Source organism: Rathayibacter sp. AY1A7 (assembly GCF_002930845.1).
GTDB lineage: Bacteria > Actinomycetota > Actinomycetes > Actinomycetales > Microbacteriaceae > Rathayibacter.
In genome coordinates, this window is sequence record NZ_PSTL01000001.1 from 297,824 (window position 1) to 313,380 (window position 15,557).

Below are 15,557 nucleotides of genomic sequence, written 5' to 3' on the forward strand. Positions count from 1 at the left end.
CGTCCCGCGACGTGTCAACACCGTGACGGTCCCGGAGGCTCCGCGTAGCGTCGCTCGCGGGCCGTCCGGCCCCTGAACGGAGGGACTCCCGATGACTCCGGAGGACACGACCACGACGGCCCCGCGGCCCCGCTCCCTCTGGCGGGCGGGCGCGGCTCCGATCCCCTCCGACGAGTTCGTGCCGGGCGCGCACTACGACGACGTCGTGGTCGGCGCCGGGCTCACCGGGCTGGTCACCGCGCTCCTCCTGCAGCGGACCGGCCGGCGCGTGCTGGTGCTGGAGGCGCGGGAGGTCGGCGCCGTCACGACCGGGAACACGACGGCGAAGCTCAGCCTCCTGCAGGGAGCGCACCTCTCCCGGATCTCGGAGCGCAACATCCCCGCGGTGACCGAGGCCTACGTCGCGGCGAACCTCGCGGGCTTCCGCTGGCTGCTCGACTACTGCGAGGGCGCGGGCGTGCCGGTGCAGAGGCGCACCGCCTACAGCTACGCGCAGACGCCCGAGGGCGTGGACGCCGTCCTGAAGGAGCACACGACCGCGCGCCGCTTCGGCCTCGCGACCCGCCTCGTCGGCGAGCTCGACGTGCCGTTCCCCAGCACGGCGGCCGTCGCCCTTGACGACCAGGCCCAGTTCGACCCGATGGACGTCCTCACGGCGCTCGCCGCCGACTTCCGCGCCGCCGGGGGCACCCTGGTGCAGGGCGTCCGGGCCCTCGGTATGCGAGCGACCGCTCCCGTCCGGGTCCGCACCAGCGCGGGCCCGGTGACCGGGGACCGGGCCTACCTGCTCACGGGGGCGCCGATCCTCGACCGCGGCCTGTACTTCGCCAAGATCGCAGCGCTGCGCTCGTACGCGGTCGCGTTCCGCACCGACGCGCCGATCCCCGACGGCATGTACCTCTCGGTCGACGAGCCGTCCCGCTCGGTGCGCGACGCCGAGCGCGACGGCGAGCGGCTCCTCCTGATCGGCGGCAACGGCCACCCCGTGGGGCGCAGGCCCGTCACCTCGGAGGCGGTGGACGACCTGGTCGCCTGGACGCGGCGGTCCTTCCCGGGGGCGGAGCCGGTCGCGCAGTGGAGCGCCCAGGACTACGAGCCGTTCCACCGTGTGCCGTTCGTGGGCTGGCTGCCGCGGGGCCGCGGACGGATCTTCCTGGCGACCGGCTACGACAAGTGGGGGATGACCAACGCGGTGCAGGCCGCGCTGACGCTCGTCTCCGACCTCGAGGGCGGGACGCCGGCCTGGGCGAGGACGCTGCACCGCCGGCCCACGCTGCCGCGGGTGATGGCGGAGGGGCTCGGCGCCGGGCTGGCGGTGGGCGCCTGGTACGCCCGCGGGTGGTCGGCAGCGTTCCGCGCGCCCCGCTCGGCCGGGGTGGTGCCGGCGGAGGGCCAGGGCTCGCTCGCCCGCGACGGCCTGCAGCCCGTCGCGGTCTCCACCGTGGAGGGGCGGCGCTGCGCGGTGTCGGCGGTGTGCCCGCACCTGGGCGGGATCGTCACCTGGAACGACTCGGAGCGCAGCTGGGACTGCCCGCTGCACGGCTCCCGCTTCGCAGCCGACGGGACGGTGCTGGAGGGGCCGGCGGTCGAGCCGCTCGCCCCGCTGGGCTAGGACGGCCGCCGGCTCAGCGGAGCCGACGGCCGAGGCAGGCCCCGCGGAGCAGGCGGCTCAGTCCTCGTCCGCTCCAGGCTCCGCGACCTCGTCGCCGTCCGCGCCCGAGGCGTCGCCGGTCGTGTGCAGATCGGTGTCGCCCGGGATGCTGAAGTCGCTCAGCGGGTCCAGGGGCTTCTTGTCGTCGGTGTCGTCGCTCATGCCTGCCACCCTACGAGCGCCCGGCGAGGCGCTGCACCGCGGCGACCGGGATCGACAGCCACTCCGGCCGGTTGCGCGCCTCGTAGATCGCCTCGTAGACGGCCTTGTCGAGTTCGAACGCGTCGAGCACCGCCCGGTGCGCGGTGACCGCGTCGCCCGCCCGCTCGGTGTAGCCCTCGAGGAACGCGGCCCGGCTCGCCGCCGCCCAGGCCGCCCTCGAGGCGCCCGGCTCGGCCTGCTCGTGCGCGCCCGCCGCGTAGTCGAAGGACCGCAGCATCCCCGCCACGTCGCGCAGGGCCACGTCGGGAAGGCGGCGCTCGTGCATGGGCCGCAGCGGCTCGCCCTCGAAGTCGAGGAGCACCCAGCCGCGGTCGGGCACGGACAGGACCTGCCCGAGGTGGTAGTCGCCGTGGATGCGCTGGAGCCTCGGCCACGGCGCGGTCTCGGCGGCGCGGAACACGGCCTCGATCGCCTCCGAGTCCTCCGCGATCACGGGGACCTCGGCCGAGGCGATGCGCAGGCGACGGCGCATGGTCGCGACCATCCGCTCGACGACCTCGGACGTGGTGTCCTCGGTCGGCATGACCTCCGCCAGCGTCGCGTGCACCTCGGCGGTGGCGCGGCCCAGCTCGCGGGCGGGTCCGGTGAAGTCGGAGTCGGCGGCGACCGCCTCGAGGGCGACGCGCCACGCGTCCTGGACCCCGGGGAGGAACTCCTGCGCGAAGGCGAGGTGCCCGAAGGCGCGGCCCGTCTCCTCGCCCTCGTCGTCCCACTCGCCCGTCACGTTGCCGATCACGGGCGGGACGAGGGCGCTCCCGGCGGCGTTGAGCGCCGACTGCACCGTCACGTCCGGGTTGTCGCCGTGGTGGAGGGCGCGGAAGACCTTGACGATCACCGGCGTCGCGTCGGATCCGTCGTCGGCCGTGGTGCGGACGATCACCGAGGTGTTCGACTGCTCGCCGCTGAGCACCTTCGAGGACGCGAACGCCCCGATCGCGGCACCCGGCTGCCGGTGGCCCTCGGCGCGGGCGCCGCCCTGGGCGCCGTCCTCGTCGGAGCGGCCGCCGTCGGCGATCATCCCGAGCAGGGCGCGGGCGAACACCGGGTCGCGCGGAGCGTCGTACACGTAGTGCGAGTCGTCGGAGTAGACGAGGGCGTCCTCGAGCCCGGGCACCGGAGCCGCGTGGACGGTCACCGGCACCTGGTACAGCACCGGGCTCGTGCCTGCCCGGTCGATGAAGAGGTGGTCCACCACCTCCGCCTCGCCGGGCTGCAGCGACCAGGCGCCGCGGACCTCCAGCTCGGGGCGCCGCCCCTTGCTCGCGTACCACCTCTGGTCCGCCACCCATGCGGCGATGCGGTCGATCGACAGGCCTGCGCTCATGCTCTTCCCTCCGTCGGCACCCCGAACCCTACTGGCCGCGGACGACGGGCGGAGGGGCTTGCGGCGGGGCGCTCAGGCCAGCTCGAGCACGTCCAGCGTCCAGGCGTACTCGAACGCGATCTCGCGCCAGCGCTCGTAGCGTCCGCTCACTCCGCCGTGTCCCGCGGTCATCTCGGTGCGCAGCAGCGCGGGAGCGCCGACCTCGCGGAGCCTGGCCACCCACTTCGCCGGCTCCACGTACAGCACCCGGGTGTCGTTGAGGCTCGTCGTCGCGAGGATCCGGGGGTACTGCACGCCCTCGCGGACGTTCTCGTAGGGCGAGTACGACTTCATGTAGGCGTACACCTCGGCGTCGTGCAGCGGGTCGCCCCACTCGTCCCACTCGATCACCGTGAGCGGCAGCGACGGGTCGAGGATCGAGGTGAGCGCGTCGACGAACGGGACCTGCGCGAGGACGCCGGCGAACGCCTCCGGGGCGAGGTTCGCGACCGCGCCCATCAGCAGGCCGCCGGCCGACCCTCCCTGCGCGACCAGGCGGTCCGGAGTGGTGAAGCCCGCGTCGACCAGGTGCCGCGCCGCGGAGACGAAGTCGGTGAAGGTCGTCCGCTTCGCCAGCGTCTTCCCGTTCTCGTACCAGGAGCGGCCCATCTCCCCGCCGCCGCGGACGTGCGCGACGGCGAAGACGACGCCGCGGTCGAGCAGCGAGAGGCGCGCGATCGAGAAGCCCGGGTCGATGCTCGCCTCGTACGAGCCGTAGCCGTAGAGGAGGAGCGGCGCGGGGGCCGAGTCCGGATCGGCGGCGTCGCGGCGCCAGACGAGCGAGAGCGGCACCCGCGTGCCGTCCTCCGCCACGGCCCACTCCCTCCTCTGCACGTACAGCGCGGGGTCGTAGTCGCCGAGCACCGGCTGCTGCTTGAGCACCGTGCGCTCGCCCGTCGCGACGTCGAGCGCGAGCACGGTCGAGGGGGTGACGAACGAGGTGTAGGCGAGGCGGAGGGAGGACTGCTCCCACTCCGGGTTCCCCGCCAGGCCCGCGTCGTAGAGCGGCTCGTCGAAGACGATCTCCTCGAGCCGCGCTCCGGCGCCGTCCTCGCGGAGCAGCCCGAGCCGGGTGGCTCCGTCGGCGCGGTACGAGACGACGACGTGCCCGGCGAAGGCGTCGACGCCCTCGATCCGGCGACCCTCGCGGTGCGGCACCACCACGCGGCGCTCGCGGGCCCGGGCGTCGGCGTCGAGCGACAGGTCGGCCGGCTCCTCGACGATCTCGAAGTCGAGGGCGCCGTCGTTGTGCACGATCAGCAGGCGGTCGTGCCCGTCGACGACGGCGTGCTCGACCTCGTACTCCACGCCCTCTCGGCGCGGCCACACCGAGCGGAAGGAGCCGGTCGGGTCGGACGCGTCCAGCAGCAGGCACTCGCTCGTGATCTTGCTGCCGATCTCGATGACGAGGAAGCGGCGGCTGCGGGTGAGGCCCACGCCGATCCAGTAGCGCTCGTCGGGCTCGGCGAAGACGACCTCGTCCGGGGTCCCGGCGCCGACCTCGTGCCGCCAGATCGTGTCGGGGCGCCAGGACTCGTCGACGGTCGGGTAGAAGACGAAGCGCGCGTCGGCGCCGAAGGTCGCTCCGCCGCCGGTGCCCTCGATGACGTCCGGCAGGTCCTCGCCGGTCTCGAGGTCGCGGATGCGGAGGGTGTAGCGCTCGTCGCCCTCGACGTCGGTGCCGAAGAGCAGCCGTCGGCCGTCGGCCGAGACGTCGAAGCTGCCGAGCGAGAAGAAGTCGTGCCCCTCCGCCTCCGCGTTGCCGTCCAGGACGACCTGCTCGCCCTCGAGCGGACCGCCCTCGGCGATCGACGGCGGCGTCCAGTCGTCCGGCCCGCTGATCGGCGCTCGGCAGTGCACGGCGTACTGGCGGCCCTCGTAGGAGCGCGAGAAGTACCACCAGGAGCCCTCCCGGACGGGGACCGAGAGGTCGGTCTCCTTCGTCCGCGAGCGGATCTCCTCGAACAGGCGCTCGCGCAGCGGAGCGAGAGGAGCCAGCACCGCCTCGGTGTACGCGTTCTCGGCCTCGAGGTGCGCGATCACCTCGGGGCTCTCCTTCTCGCGCAGCCACTCGTAGCGGTCGACCACCACGTCGCCGTGGTGGCGGCGCTCGAGGGGGACGCGGCGGGCGACGGGCGGAACGGGCGCGGTCATCGCTCCAGCCTAGGGCGAGGGCGCCCCTGGCCGCCCGGGGTGCCGCAGCGGCGCCGGGCGTGATCACAATGGAGCATGGCCAGCGGTGCGGAGAACGAGTCGGCGACGTCCCGGGCGGGCGGTGCGCGGAGAGTGCAGACCGAGGTCGAGCGCAAGTACGACGTCGACGCGGGCACCCGGCTGCCCGACCTGACCGGCACCGGGAGCGTCGCGAGCGTCCGCACCGAGGAGCCGGTGACCCTCCGCGCCGAGTACTTCGACACCGCCGAGCGCGCTCTGTCCCGGGGGCGCATCACGCTGCGCCGCCGCGAGGGCGGATCCGACCAGGGCTGGCACGTCAAGCTGCCCGGCTCCTCCGGCCGCACCGAGATCCACGCGGAGCTCACGGCCTCGCGCACGGTCCCGTCCGCCGTCCGCGAGCCGGTGCTCGGGCAGGTGGGGCGCGCGCCGCTCGAGCCGCTGGCGCTGCTCGAGACGGTCCGCTCGATCACCCGCGCCCTCGACTCCCACGGGCGGGAGCTCGCCGAGATCGCCGACGACCTGGTGACCGCGCGCGACCAGCGCACCGGCCGCGAGCGGCGCTGGAGGGAGTGGGAGGTCGAGCTCGTCGACGTCCCGGGCGACGAGGGCGAGCGGGTCCTCGACGCGATCGAGCAGCGCCTCCTCGCCGCGGGCGCCCGCCCGGCCGCCAGCGCCTCCAAGCTCGCCCGGGCCACCGGCGGCCCGATCGAGGAGACGGTCCCGGATCCGCGGAACGGCGGGGAGGCGGCGCTCGCCGCGGTCCGCTCGCTCCTGCGAGAGCTGCGCGCCGTCGACCCGCGGGTGCGCCTCGAGGCCGACGACGCCCTGCACCGGATGCGCGTGCTCGCGCGCCGGCTCCGGTCCGTCCTCGCCGCCTCCCGCTCCGTGCTCGACCGTGCGGCGACCGACCCCGTGCGGGACGAGCTGCGCTGGCTGGGAGGGGTCCTCGGCGCGGCCCGCGACCAGGAGGTGCTCGCCGAGCGGTTCCGCACCTCCCTGGCGGCCGTCGAGGGCGCCCCGAGCACCCCCACCGCCCTGCTGGAGGAGATCGAGCACCGGCACGCCTCGGCGCTGCGCCGCGTCGACCGCACTCTGCGCGGCGGCCGCTACCTTGCGCTCCTCGCCTCGCTCGACGCCCTGCTCGCGGATCCGCCCCGCACCGCGCAGGCCAGCTCGAGCGCGACGGCGCTGGTGCGCCGCTCCGTCGCGAAGGACCTCGCGCGCATCTCCGCGGCGGGCTCCGCGGCGGCCGGCGGCTCGCTCGAGGCTCGTCACGACCTGCGGAAGGCGGCGAAGCGGCTCCGCTACACCGTGGAGGCGTGGCGGGCGGTCGTCCCCGAGGCCGTCGGCGCCCGGCGCCGCTCGCTCGCCGAGGCGGGAGAGGACCTCGCCGACGCCCTGGGGGAGGAGCGCGACGCGCTCGCCGCCCGTGCGCTGATCCTGGAGGAGGCCGATCGCAGCGGGGAGGGAGCCTTCGCGCTGGGGGTCGTCGCCGCCGAGGAGCGGCACCGCGCCAGGCGGGCCGCGAAGGCCGCGGAGAAGGCGGGGGACCGTCTGGGGTCGCTCTCGCGCTGACCGTGCGGCCCCGCGGTCGCTGTCAAGCCGACGGCCCGGTCACACGGACGAAATCCACGGCGGATAATGTGAATCATGCCTTCCGTCCGTGCTCTTCCGTCACCGCTCCTGCGCCCGCGCCACTTCGACCGCGACGACGTCGTGGTCCATGCCGGCCTGTTCTCGCTGGTGAACTCGAGTACGACGCCCCGCGCGGCCTGGACCGAGGACCTGATCGCCATCGGCGAGGTCCTCGACGCCGCCGAATTCCCCTACCGCCTCATCCGCGGCACCGACGGCTCGCCCTTCCTCGCGGTGGACCGCGTGCTCGGCGCCGAGCTGGCCACGCTGCTGGCGCGCGCCTTCGCGACCGAGCCCTTCTACGCCAAGACGGTCGACAAGCGGGGCACCCCGCCCCAGCTCCTGGCCGAGGGCGTGCTCGCGCCGTACCCGCGCGCCTCCGTCTTCAAGCTCTTCCGCCCGCGCGTCTCCTCGACGGGATCGCTGCGCTACGGCGCCCGCAGCGGCGTCCGCCTCGAGCTGTGGAAGGTGGGCGAGGAGGAGATCATCACTCCCGCCGAGAACGCGCTCATGCGCAACAGCCTCCCCGTCGCCGAAGCCATCGACGCCCACGTCGAGGCGTACGGCCGCACCTGGCCGACGTTCGAGGGCATGTTCGAGCCGCTCGTCAGCGACATCCGCTTCGAGGTGGACATCGTCTTCTCGTGGGTCGACGGCACCGACCTGGAGTTCCAGCGCGCCCGTGCGGCCCGCATGGCGAGCTACGTGGTGGGCGAGGGCGACGACGCTCCGGCGCGCTTCCGCCAGATCGACGAGCTCAAGTACGCCCTGCGCAGCGTCTACATGTACGCGCCGTGGATCCGGCACATCTACATCGTCACCGACTCCCCGCGCCCGCGCTGGCTGGACGAGCACCCGGACGTCACCCTCGTGCGCAGCGAGGACCACTTCCGCGACCTCTCGGTGCTGCCGACGCACAACTCCCACGCGGTCGAGAGCCAGCTGCACCGCATCCCGGGGCTGGCGGAGCACTTCCTCTACTCCAACGACGACATGTTCTTCGGGCGCCCGGTCGACCCGTCGATCTTCTTCTCGCCCGGGGGCATCACGAAGTTCATCGAGGCGACGACGCGCATCGGCATGGGCGACTCCAACGCCTCCCGCAGCGGCTTCGAGAACGCGGCCCGCGTCAACCGGCGCCTGCTCCGCGAGCGCTTCGGCGCGATGACGACCCGTCACCTCGAGCACGCCGCCACGCCGCTCCGCAAGACCGTGATGGCCGAGCTCGAGGCCGAGTTCGAGCCGGAGTTCACCGCGACCGCCGCGAGCCGCTTCCGCTCCGCGAGCGACGTCTCCGTCACCAACTCGCTCTACCACTACTACGCGCTGATGACCGGGCGCGCGGTCGTGCAGGAGAACGCCTCGGTGAAGTACGTCGACACGACGATGCACCAGGGGCTGAAGGACATGCGCAAGCTCCTCAAGAACCGCGGAGTCGACTTCTTCTGCCTCAACGACGGCAGCTTCCCCGAGATCTCGGCGGAGGCGCGCACCAAGGCCGTCATCGGGTTCCTCGAGGAGTACTACCCGATCCCGGCTCCGTGGGAGCGCGAGGTCTGACCGTGGGCTGGGCCGTCGGGGGAGCGGTTGCCGGGCTGCTTCTCGGCCTGGCGAGCTCGCTCGTGTTCCCGGGCATCGGAGTGGGAGCGGCCGTCGGCGTGGGCGTCGCGCTGGCCGCGGCGCTGGCGCTCGCCGGATGGCTGTTCGCGCGGGACCGCGCCGGCGGGCGCTGACACCGTCGGCCGTGTCCGAGGACGCGGTCGACGCGGCGCCCGGAGGCGTCGGGGCGACCCCGACGCCCCGTCGCGTCGCTACGCGCTGACGCCCACCCGCTCCACGAGCGGCGGGTAGAGCTCCTCGTCCCGGGCGACGGGGGCCGCCGTCGCCGCGGCGATCTCGACGCCGTGGTCCGCGAGGATCCGCTGCGTCTCGTTCGCCGAGACGTAGGACACCTCGGTCGAGGCGCCGATCGGCACCACCGAGTGCAGCACCGTGCCGTCGTAGACGTGGATCAGGTTGAACGCCTGGGCGCCGTTGCGGGCGCGGGTCGCTCCCACCGGCACGTTGAGGTCCTGGGTGTAGCAGGTGGCCGACGCGACCGAGACCGGGATGCCGGCGAACATCGCCGTCGACGAGTAGTGCAGGTGGCCCGCGATGATGCTGCGGACGTCGGAGCCCTCGAGCACCTCCGCGAGGGCGGGCTGGTCGCGCAGCTCCACGAGGACCGACAGGTCGAGCACGCTCGGCACCGGCGGGTGGTGCAGCGCGAGGATCGTGCCGTGCGGGGCCGGGCTGGAGAGCTCCTCCGCCAGCCAGTCGAGCTGCGCGTCCGAGATCTCCCCGTAGTGGGCGCCGGGCACGGTGGAGTCCAGCGCGATGATCCGCAGCCCGTTCACGTCGTGCACGCGGTCGACCGGCTGCGTGGTCGGGAGCTGGTCGAGCAGCCCCGAGCGGAACGCGCCGCGGTCGTCGTGGTTGCCCATCACCCAGATCACCTCGGCGCCGAGGCGTGCGGCCGCGGGCTCGACGACGGCGCGCAGCTTCGCGTACGCCTCCGGCTCGCCCTTGTCGGCGAGATCACCCGTGATGACGATGGCTTCCGGACGTCCGCCGGACGCCTCCAGCTCGTCGAACAGGAGCCGCAGCTGGGCCTCGCTGTCGACGTCGGAGCCGTACAGGCCGCCGTCTCCGGCGATGAAGTGGGTGTCGCTCAGGTGAAGGATGAAGTGGTTGGGCCGGGGGTACTCGGCCTGGCGGAGGGACATGATCCTCGGGTTCCACGATCGGCGGGAGCCGGATCACGCGACCCGGCGTCGGCACTTGCGCACTGCTCCAGCGGAGGCGACCCCGCTGCGATCAGTCCATCATCGCGGGGTGAACTCCGGGCCAACACCGGTCGGCGCGTCATCGAACGGTTCTCCCAGGTTGCCGGTCGCTGCGCGGTCCTCCCGGACCCCGGAGGACCGCCGCGATCAGAGCCGGGCGAGCAGCCGCGCGTAGAACTCGATGGCGCGCTCGAACTGGTCGGCCTCGACCGACTCGTCGACCCCGTGGATCCCGAGCTGCTGCCGCGGGCTGATCTCGAACGGGATGAAGCGGTAGACGTGGTCGCTGATGGCGTGGAAGTGCCGGGCGTCGCTGCCGCCGGTCTGCACGTAGGGGGCGACGATCGCGTCCGGGAACGACTCCTGGACGACCGCGCGGAGCAGGTCGTACGGCCCGCCGTCGCCGGGTTCGCCGGTGGGGGAGACGGCGGAGGGCTCGTGGGCGACCTTCACCTCGACCTCGACCTCCGGGTCGTCGATGACGGCGCGGATGCGCTCGACCACGCCCGCCACGGTGCCGCCCGGGTTGATCCGCACGTTCGCGGTGGCGCTGGCGCTGGAGGCGAGGACGTTCGCTCCGGTGCTGCCGCGCAGCTCGGTGATCGCGACCGTCGTCCGCAGCATCGCGGCCGAGCGGTTGGAGTGGGCGGCGAGCGCGCCGACGACGGCGTCCGGGTGCTCGTGCGGGCGGGCGTACCAGACGGCGTGGGCCGCGTCCGCGTGGTCGGCCGCCGCGCGCACCAGCTGGGCGATCGGCTCCGGGAGGGTCGAGGGGAACGGGTTCTCGGTCAGGCGGTGGATCGCCCTCGCGAGCCGCTGGGTGGCGAGCAGCCCGGGCGGGGGCGGCGGAGCGGAGGCGTGGCCGCCGACGTCGCGGCAGGTCAGCTCGAGGTTCATGATCCCGCGCTCGGTGACGCCGATCACGGCGATCGGGGTGGTGACGCCGGGCAGGATGCCGCGCCGCACGTTCCCGCCCTCGTCGAGCACGAGGCGCGGGCGGACCCCGCGCGCGCCGAGCAGGGCGACGACCGAGGGGGCGCCGTCGCCCGCCGTCTCCTCGTTGTGCGTGGAGAGGAGGTACACGTCGTGCCGGGGCCGCTCGCCCCGCAGGACGGCCGCCTCGACCGCCTCGAGGAGGGCGACGAGGGAGCCCTTGTCGTCGAGGGCGCCGCGCGCCACGACGGAGGTGCGGCCGTCCGCGGCGACGATCGTCTCGGCCGCGAACGGGTCGTGCGACCACTCCGCCGCCGTCACGCTGACCACGTCGTAGTGGGCCATCAGCACGGCCGGCTCGCCCGGCTCCTCACCGCGCCAGCGCCAGAGGAGGGAGTGGCCGGCGACGGTCTCGGACTCCAGCGCCGCGTGCAGCGCCGGGTAGAGCTCGGCGACGAGCTCCCGGAAGGCGTGGAAGCGGCTCCAGTCGGTCGCCGACTCGTCCGAGTGGGACACGGTGTCGACGCGCAGCAGGGCCTGGAAGCGCTCGAGCGCGGTCGTCGTCACCGGGCTAGCCTACGACGGCGGTGCCGGGCCCCCGGCCCGTCGGAGCGGAGGTGTGCGGTGGGGCTGCCCGAGGTCTGCGTCGTCTACGTCCTCCGCGACGGCCCGCGGGGCGCGGAGGTGCTCCTCGGCCGCAAGCGCAGGGGCCTCGGCGAGGGCCGCGTGGTCGCCCCCGGCGGCAAGCTCGAGCCCGGGGAGTCGCCCGTCGACGCGGCCGTCCGCGAGCTGGAGGAGGAGGCGGGGCTGGTCGCCCTCCCGGCCGACCTGGAGCCGCGCGGCGTGCTCGACTACTCCTTCCCCCACCGGCCGGCGTGGAGCCAGCGCTCGCACGTCTTCCTCTGCCGCCGGGTCGCCGGCGAGGTCACCGAGTCGAGCGAGCTCGCCGCCGCCTTCGTCCCGGTCGAGGAGGTGCCGTTCGAGCGGATGTGGGATGACGCCCGCCTCTGGCTGCCGGGCGTGCTGCGCGGGGGCGCGCCCGTGCGCCTCCGGGTCGAGTTCGGCGCCGACCTCGCGAGCGTGGCCTCGTGGGGGCCGGCCGACGCTCAGACGAACGTTCCCGCCACCAGCAGCGCCAGCAGCGAGATCACCGAGGCGATCGAGAGCGTCAGCGAGTAGGCGGTGAACGTGCCCCGCACGGTGAGGCCGAGCACGGACTTGAAGAGCCAGAACGCGTTGGCGTTGACCATCCCGAGGAAGAGCGCGCCGGAGCCGGCGGCCAGGGCGATCAGCGCCGGGTTCACGTCGAGCACGGGGATCAGCGGGGCGACGATGCCGACCGCGGTGATCGCGGCCGTCGAGACCGAGCCGATCGCCGCGTGGAGCACGGCCGCGACGACCCAGGTGAGCAGGATCGGCGAGAGGGCCCGCCCGTCGAAGGCGCCGGCGAGCGCGTCGCCGACCCCGGTTCCTCCGACCACGGCGGCGAGGCTGCCGCTGACCCCGGTCAGGACGACGATCGGGCCGCTGCGGGTCAGTGCTCCGCCCAGTGCCGTGGCCACGGCGCCCTTCGGGAGCGTCCGCAGTGCCGTCGCGTAGGCCAGCACCAAGCCGGCCAGCAGCGCGATGTGCGCGTCGCCGAGGAACCGCAGGAGGGGGACGTCGAGCTCGGCCAGCTGGGTGAGCGAGTTCGCGGCGATCAGCACGATGGTGAGGGCGATCGGAGCGACGGCCAGCGCGAGCGGCACCCGCCGCGTCGCGAGCGCCGTGCCTCCCGTGGCCGCGCCCGCCTCGGGCTCGAGAGCGGGCCCCGGGACCGCCCCGCCCTCGAGGTCGCGCTCGTCCCGCCAGCCGCCGCGCTTCACCAGGGCGCTGTACACCAGCACGGTCAGCACGATGGTGATGATGCCCAGCGGGGCGCCGATGGCGACCATCGACGGCAGGGGAGCGCCCGCGATGCCTGCCGTGGCCAGCGCGGCGGCTCCGGGGACGACGAAGACCACGCCCACGATCATCCCGACGATGGAGGAGCCGGCCAGCAGCCCGTAGCCACCGGCACCGAGCCCCCGCGAGGCCAGACGAGTCAGCGGTGCGCTCATCACGACCAGCACGTCGGAGTAGATCGAGGGGAAGGCGACGCCCAGGGTCAGCGCGTAGGCGACCGGGAGCGCGCGCCGACCGAAGCGCTTCACGAGCCAGCGGGCGAGCAGCGGGGCCACGCCCAGCGCCTCCAGGAGCGATCCGAGCAGCAGGCCGAGCGCGATCAGCAGGCCGATGTCGCCGAGGACCGCGCCGAATCCGGACGTCATCGCGGTCACCGTCCCCTCGCCGCCCTGCCCCGAGACGAGGCCGAGCCCGAGGGCCGAGACGAGGAGGGCGATCACCGGCTCGACCTTCAGCACGACGATCAGGACCACGACGGCCACGATCGTGAGCAGGATGAGGAGCACGGGCCAGTAGTCGGTCATGGGCGGTCCTTCTGTCGAGGAGCGGGAGGGCCCGGAGACCGGGTCGCCGCGAGCCGTCCAGCCCCGGCCGTGGTGCGCCGCCAGACGGACGATCGCGCGGATCCGCGGAGCCGGGAGAACGCCGCGGAGATGCGGCGCGTCAGCGGAACATACCGATCCCCGACCCTGCTCCCCGACGTCGACGACTTCTCTCGTCATGCAGCGTCGCGAACACGCGGGCCGGATGCGCACCGTGCTACTTTCACCGGGCAGACGTCCTCGGGGGGAGGACGCAGCCGCATCTCTCCTCCGTGGTCACCCGCATCCGGACGGCCTCCGCCGTCCGACCCGCCAGGCGCCCTCCGTGGGGCGCCGCCGTCAGCGGGCCACACGACAGCGACGCGATCCGGCCCCGCCCGGACGCGCCCGAGCGCAGCAGGAGCACGACCCATGACGGCACAGATCATCGACGCGACCGATCTCGACGAGCTCCGGCGCGTCGGGCAGGAGCTCCGCGAGGGCGCGACCGTCATCGCGCAGACCGACACGAACTACGGCGTGTTCGCCAGCCCCTTCTCGCGCAGCGCCTGCTTCCGCCTCTACGACATGAAGAAGCGGGACGGCGCGAAGCCGCTCACCCTCTTCGTCTCCGCGCCCCGCGACTGGGCGACCTGGGCCTTCGCCCCGGAGACGGCCGACATGGACGCGCTCGTCGCAGCGTTCTGGCCGGGGCCGCTGAACGTCATCCTGCGCCGCAAGCCCGTCGTCCCGGACTGGGTCACCTCGGGCCAGGACACGGTGTCGGTCGTGCACAACCTCAGCGCCCCGATCAACCTGCTCTCGATATTCGCGGGCCTGCCGCTCGCGGCCACCTCCGCCAACATCAGCGGCACGGTGTCGACCGGACTCGTCGACTTCGACCTCGCCGCGGAGCACCTCGGCGGCGACAGCGACTACCTGATCCGCAGCACCACCGCCCCCGACTCCACGATGAGCAGCACGATCGTCTCCCTCGTGGGCGGCGCGTCGATCGTCCGTCAGGGCGACGTGGGCGCCGACGCACTGCGCGTCGTCGTGCCCTCCCTTGTCTGACCTCGGGCGCGGGGACGCCCCGCGCGGCCGCAGCGCCGCCGGGCTGATCACGGTCTACCGGATCGTCTCGCGCGCCTACTTCCACCTGCCCGTGGTCGCGGTGTTCCTGCTGGCGCGGGGCTACCCGATCCTGGCCGTGGCGCTGCTGCTGGCGCTCTACGGAGTGGTGGCGGCGCTCGCCGACGGCCCGCTCTCGCCGCTCACACGCCGCCTGTCCTCGGCGGGCGCGCTCGTCGTCGGCGAGGGCGTGAAGGCACTGGGCCTCGTCGTGATCGTGCTGGACGCGGATCCGGTCGCCGTCGTGATCAGCCAGCTGCTCGCCGGCTGCGGCTTCTCGCTGACGGCCGGGCGGGACGCCGCGCTGGCCTCCTCGCTGCGCGCCGGAGCCGATGCTCGCCGCCAGGAGACGCGGGTGCAGAGCGGAATGTTCCTCGCCTCCTTCGGCGCGGGAGTGCTCGGGGCCGCCTCGCTCGCGCTCTGGGACCGGCTGCCGTTCCTCCTCAGCGCGCTCGTGTCGTGCGCCGCGCTGGCCGTGGTGCTCCTTGCCCGCCTGCCGCTCGGCGCGAGCGCCGCCTCGGGAGTGGCGGCGCGCGCCGTGCGGCCGGCCGTCCTGCCCGCCGCGGTGCGCTTCTGGTCCCTCTACTACTCCGTGAACCGCGCCGTCCTGCTCGCCGCTTACACCTTCGTGATCCCGCTGCTGCTGTTCCAGGAGCTGCGTCTGACGCTGCCCGCGTTCGGCCTGGTGCTCGGCCTCTACACGCTCGCCGGCCTGGCCGCCGCCCGGCTCTCGCCGCTCATCGCCGGCACGCCCCTGGTCTTCCGGCTGACGGCGCTCACCCAGGTGCTGGGCCTCGCCCTGACCACCCTCGGGGTGCTCGGCGCCGCGATCGCCGGCCTGGCCCTGCTCGGGATCGCGGGCGGCTTCGTGCGGCCCGCGACGATGATCGCCCTGGCGCCGGCGATGAACGGGCTCGAGGACGGCGCCCGGGTCGCGGTGATGCGCGGACTGGAGCGCAACCAGGGGATCCTCCAGGCCGTCCTGCTCGTCGGCGCCGGGATACTCGTCCCCCTCACGGGAGGGACCGCGCCGACCCTCATCGTCCTCGTCGTCCTCGCGGTCCTCGCGCAGACGATCGGGGCCGTCTCGATGCGACGACAGGAGAGAAGGGCCGTCACCGCGGAAGCGGAGTGACAGAGGAAGTCCGGGACGAGCC

13 protein-coding genes are annotated in these 15,557 nt (G+C 74.1%); 7 read left to right on the forward strand and 6 right to left on the reverse strand.

Features of this window, described 5'->3' with window-relative positions:
* The first annotated feature begins 91 nt into the window (after positions 1-91).
* Positions 92-1,612: an FAD-dependent oxidoreductase gene (locus C5B95_RS01305; RefSeq protein ID WP_104348303.1), complete on the forward strand. Its 1,521-nt coding sequence runs from the start codon at positions 92-94 to the stop codon at positions 1,610-1,612.
* A 57-nt stretch (positions 1,613-1,669) separates the two neighbouring features.
* Here C5B95_RS01305 and C5B95_RS17300 read toward each other — a convergent pair whose 3' ends face one another.
* From C5B95_RS17300 to C5B95_RS01315, 3 genes are all read right to left on the reverse strand, one after another.
* Complete coding sequence (locus C5B95_RS17300) at positions 1,670-1,813, reverse strand: hypothetical protein (RefSeq protein ID WP_159914626.1); 144 nt, start codon at positions 1,811-1,813, stop codon at positions 1,670-1,672.
* Positions 1,814-1,823: 10 nt separating this feature from the next.
* The gene (locus tag C5B95_RS01310) at positions 1,824-3,197 is read right to left on the reverse strand and encodes a phosphotransferase (RefSeq protein WP_104348304.1); all 1,374 of its coding nucleotides are present in this window, start codon (positions 3,195-3,197) and stop codon (positions 1,824-1,826) included.
* 72 nt (positions 3,198-3,269) lie between these two features.
* Positions 3,270-5,390, reverse strand: a complete 2,121-nt coding sequence (locus C5B95_RS01315; RefSeq protein WP_104348305.1) for a S9 family peptidase — start codon at positions 5,388-5,390, stop codon at positions 3,270-3,272.
* Positions 5,391-5,465: 75 nt separating this feature from the next.
* Between C5B95_RS01315 and C5B95_RS01320 the strand changes: the two genes are divergently transcribed.
* The 3 genes from C5B95_RS01320 to C5B95_RS17305 all read left to right on the forward strand — a co-directional run bounded on the left by C5B95_RS01320 (position 5,466) and on the right by C5B95_RS17305 (position 8,779).
* On the forward strand, positions 5,466-6,986 hold the full coding sequence (locus C5B95_RS01320; RefSeq protein WP_104348306.1) for a CYTH and CHAD domain-containing protein: 1,521 nt from the start codon (positions 5,466-5,468) through the stop codon (positions 6,984-6,986).
* Positions 6,987-7,061: 75 nt separating this feature from the next.
* Complete coding sequence (locus C5B95_RS01325; protein ID WP_104225612.1) at positions 7,062-8,606, forward strand: stealth family protein; 1,545 nt, start codon at positions 7,062-7,064, stop codon at positions 8,604-8,606.
* Positions 8,607-8,608: 2 nt separating this feature from the next.
* Positions 8,609-8,779, forward strand: a complete 171-nt coding sequence (locus C5B95_RS17305; protein WP_219813798.1) for a hypothetical protein — start codon at positions 8,609-8,611, stop codon at positions 8,777-8,779.
* A 78-nt stretch (positions 8,780-8,857) separates the two neighbouring features.
* Here C5B95_RS17305 and C5B95_RS01335 read toward each other — a convergent pair whose 3' ends face one another.
* Both C5B95_RS01335 and C5B95_RS01340 read right to left on the reverse strand, forming a co-directional pair.
* Positions 8,858-9,811, reverse strand: coding sequence for a phosphodiesterase (locus C5B95_RS01335; protein ID WP_104249612.1), 954 nt, complete (start codon positions 9,809-9,811; stop codon positions 8,858-8,860).
* Between the two features lie 207 nt (positions 9,812-10,018).
* Complete coding sequence (locus C5B95_RS01340) at positions 10,019-11,371, reverse strand: M20/M25/M40 family metallo-hydrolase (RefSeq protein ID WP_104348308.1); 1,353 nt, start codon at positions 11,369-11,371, stop codon at positions 10,019-10,021.
* A gap of 57 nt (positions 11,372-11,428) precedes the next feature.
* On the opposite strand from C5B95_RS01340, the gene C5B95_RS01345 reads away from it, so the two are divergent.
* On the forward strand, positions 11,429-11,983 hold the full coding sequence (locus C5B95_RS01345; protein WP_181067964.1) for an 8-oxo-dGTP diphosphatase: 555 nt from the start codon (positions 11,429-11,431) through the stop codon (positions 11,981-11,983).
* Here C5B95_RS01345 and C5B95_RS01350 read toward each other — a convergent pair.
* Positions 11,911-13,272, reverse strand: coding sequence for a GntP family permease (locus tag C5B95_RS01350; protein ID WP_181067965.1), 1,362 nt, complete (start codon positions 13,270-13,272; stop codon positions 11,911-11,913). The two genes, C5B95_RS01345 and C5B95_RS01350, sit on opposite strands and share 73 nt — an antisense overlap.
* A 429-nt stretch (positions 13,273-13,701) precedes the next feature.
* Here C5B95_RS01350 and C5B95_RS01355 point away from each other — a divergent pair, with 429 nt between their 5' ends.
* Positions 13,702-14,343, forward strand: coding sequence for an L-threonylcarbamoyladenylate synthase (locus tag C5B95_RS01355; RefSeq protein WP_104225616.1), 642 nt, complete (start codon positions 13,702-13,704; stop codon positions 14,341-14,343).
* On the forward strand, positions 14,336-15,535 hold the full coding sequence (locus C5B95_RS01360; RefSeq protein ID WP_104225617.1) for a hypothetical protein: 1,200 nt from the start codon (positions 14,336-14,338) through the stop codon (positions 15,533-15,535). The genes C5B95_RS01355 and C5B95_RS01360 overlap by 8 nt, the downstream gene beginning before the upstream one ends.
* Positions 15,536-15,557 lie beyond the last annotated feature (22 nt).

Excerpts from the sequence above, each read along its gene's own strand:
- C5B95_RS01305 (WP_104348303.1), top strand. The coding sequence starts at position 92 with ATGACTCCGGAGGACACGACCACGACGGCCCCGCGGCCCCGCTCCCTC.
- C5B95_RS17300 (WP_159914626.1), bottom strand. The coding sequence starts at position 1,813 with ATGAGCGACGACACCGACGACAAGAAGCCCCTGGACCCGCTGAGCGAC.
- C5B95_RS01310 (WP_104348304.1), bottom strand. The coding sequence starts at position 3,197 with ATGAGCGCAGGCCTGTCGATCGACCGCATCGCCGCATGGGTGGCGGAC.
- C5B95_RS01315 (WP_104348305.1), bottom strand. The coding sequence starts at position 5,390 with ATGACCGCGCCCGTTCCGCCCGTCGCCCGCCGCGTCCCCCTCGAGCGC.
- C5B95_RS01320 (WP_104348306.1), top strand. The coding sequence starts at position 5,466 with ATGGCCAGCGGTGCGGAGAACGAGTCGGCGACGTCCCGGGCGGGCGGT.
- C5B95_RS01325 (WP_104225612.1), top strand. The coding sequence starts at position 7,062 with ATGCCTTCCGTCCGTGCTCTTCCGTCACCGCTCCTGCGCCCGCGCCAC.
- C5B95_RS01335 (WP_104249612.1), bottom strand. The coding sequence starts at position 9,811 with ATGTCCCTCCGCCAGGCCGAGTACCCCCGGCCCAACCACTTCATCCTT.
- C5B95_RS01350 (WP_181067965.1), bottom strand. The coding sequence starts at position 13,272 with ATGACCGACTACTGGCCCGTGCTCCTCATCCTGCTCACGATCGTGGCC.
- C5B95_RS01355 (WP_104225616.1), top strand. The coding sequence starts at position 13,702 with ATGACGGCACAGATCATCGACGCGACCGATCTCGACGAGCTCCGGCGC.